At 69.8% G+C, this 2,435-nt stretch carries 3 protein-coding genes; all 3 read left to right on the top strand.

Translation table 11 applies throughout. The features are described from left to right. Positions 1-764, top strand: a 764-nt coding sequence (locus I5Q34_RS33075) for an ATP-dependent Clp protease proteolytic subunit (RefSeq protein ID WP_199896197.1), incomplete at its 5' end; no start/stop codon positions are given. Further along, positions 761-2,140, top strand: a complete 1,380-nt coding sequence (locus I5Q34_RS33070) for a phage major capsid protein (RefSeq protein WP_199896196.1) — start codon at positions 761-763, stop codon at positions 2,138-2,140. The genes I5Q34_RS33075 and I5Q34_RS33070, both read left to right, overlap by 4 nt. An 84-nt stretch (positions 2,141-2,224) precedes the next feature. Beyond that, a partial coding sequence (locus tag I5Q34_RS33065) for a hypothetical protein (protein ID WP_199896195.1) occupies positions 2,225-2,435 on the top strand: 211 nt, incomplete at its 3' end.

The following is a 2,435-nucleotide window of genomic DNA, read 5'->3' as shown; positions in this document are numbered from 1 at the left end:
TGATGATCCACGACGGATCCGGGCTGTGCGTCGGCAACGCCGCCGACATGCGCGAGATGGCCGACCTGCTGGACCGTCAGTCGGACAACATCGCCGGCATCTACGCCGAGCGGGCAGGCGGCACCGTCAAGCAGTGGCGGACCAGGATGCTCGCCGAGACCTGGTACTCCGCCCAGGAGGCCGTGGAGGCCGGGCTCGCCGACGAAGTCGCCAAGCCCACCCGCCCCGGCCGGGAAGAGGAGCCGGACGACTCGCCGGTGGCCAACTCCTGGGACCTGTCGGTCTTTCGACATGCTGGCCGCGAGCAGGCCCCTGCCCCGGACGTTCGCCTCACCGACACCGCGGGCGAACGGCCAGAGGAGCCCCCTCCTGACGCGCCTCCCGAGAGTGTGCCGCCGGACGTCTCCTTCGACCCGGGCGTCTTCCGGGCCGCCCTGGAGGCTGCCGCCGACCCGATGCCCGACTACGACGCCGAGCACGTCCGGTCCCTCATGGCGAGCCTCGCCACCTCGGCCCCCGCTCCGCCGCTTCCCGCCGCGGCCCCCGTGCCCCACACAGCGGCCCGCCAGACGCCGCCGTCCGCGCCTGACCCCCCGGCCCCTGCGGGTGAGGTGGCCGTCGAGTACTTCCGCGCCCTGATGGCCACCGTCGCCAACGACGCCCCGGCGCCCGAGCACCACACCCCCCAGCCGGCCCCGCCGGAGCCGGTCCCCAGCATCGACCGAACCCTCTTCGAGCGCGCCCTTTGGGAGGCACGACTGTGAACACCATCACCGGGGCGGACCCGGAGCGCATGACCATCCCCACCTCGGCCGCCGAGTTGGAGGCCATGCTCGGCGACAGCAAGGCCATGCAGCGCGTCTTCTCCGACAAGAACGGCGCGTTCGGGGAGTTCATCACCAACTACGCCCGCGCCGTCCACAACCGGGACCTGTCCATTGCCACCCAGGTCAAGGAAGAGACCCAACGGGTCCTGGCGGACTGGCTGCGCGACGAGCAGCCCGAGGGGGTCGGCCGGCTCAACCTCACCCCCGAGCAGGTCATCGCCCAGGGCAGCGCGCGCAACAACCTGCACAACCCCAGGGCGATGGGGGCCGTGCTGGACCGGGAGTTCGACAACTCCGCCGAGTACTTCCGCACCATCTGGCACAACGCCAACCGCACCGCAGACATGCAGGCGAAGCTGACCCGTGTCCGCAACGCCTTCTCCTCGACCGTGCCCTCCGAGGGCGGGTTCCTCATTCCCGAGACCCTGCGGTCGGAGATGCTGCGCGTCTCCCTGGAGACCTCCATCGTCCGGCCCCGCGCCCGCGTCATCCCCATGGAGACGCTCCGGGTACCGTTCCCGGCGATCGACTCCACGTCCAACGTGTCCTCGGTGTACGGCGGTGTGGTCGGCTACTGGACCGAGGAAGGCGCGGCGCTGACCGCCTCGCAGGCCGCGTTCTCCCGGATCGTCCTGGACGCGAAGAAGCTCACGGCGTACAGCGAGGTCCCCAACGAGCTGATCTCTGACTCGGCCATCAGCTTCCAGGCGTTCCTCGACGAGATCTTCCCCGAGGCCCTCGGCTTCTACGAGGACATCGCGTTCATCAAGGGCTCCGGCGTCGGCGAGCCCCTCGGCGTCCTCGACACGAACAACTCCGCGATCATCGCGGTGGCCAAGGAGACCGGGCAGGCGGCCGACACGATCGTGTGGGAGAACATCGTCAAGATGTACGCCCGCATGCTGCCGTCGTCGCTGAACCGGGCAGTGTGGATCGCCTCCAACGACATCTTCCCCGAGCTCGCCACCATGGCGCTCAGCGTCGGTACAGGCGGCTCGGCGGTGTGGCTGAACAACGGCGTCGAGGGCCCGCCCATGACGATCCTGGGCCGGCCGGTCATCTTCACCGAGAAGGCCCCCGGCCTGCTTGGCGACCAGGGCGACATCAGCTTCGTGGACTTCGGCTTCTACCTGATCGGCGACCGCCAGGTCATGTCCGCGATGTCGTCGCCGCACTTCAAGTTCCAGAACGACCAGACCGCGTACCGGATCATCCAGCGCGTCGACGGCCGCCCCTGGCTCCAGTCCGCGATCACCCCACAGAACAACGGACCGACCCTCAGCCCGTTCGTCCAGCTCGCCGCCCGCGCGTAACCAGCCAGCACCCAGCGGGCATTCGCACCCCCGCCGGGAGCCAACCAGGACGGCATCCATACCCCGTCCGGAGAGGCACGCACCATGACCACAGGAGCCCGAGGACTCGGCCGGCTCTTCAACGCGTCCGTCGGCGCCGTCCCCACCGACGCCGTCGCCGCGGCCATCACCGGCAACCGGATCCACATGAAGGACTGCGACACCGTCGCCTTCCTCGTCGTGGCCGGCTCCGGCTCAACTGACATCCTCGACCTGGACCTCCAGGAGCATAACGCCGCGACCGGCGGCACCAGCC

Origin of the sequence: Streptomyces sp. AV19 (assembly GCF_015999245.1) — a bacterium.
Lineage (GTDB): Bacteria > Actinomycetota > Actinomycetes > Streptomycetales > Streptomycetaceae > Streptomyces.
This window is presented reverse-complemented; position numbering and strand designations above follow the sequence as displayed.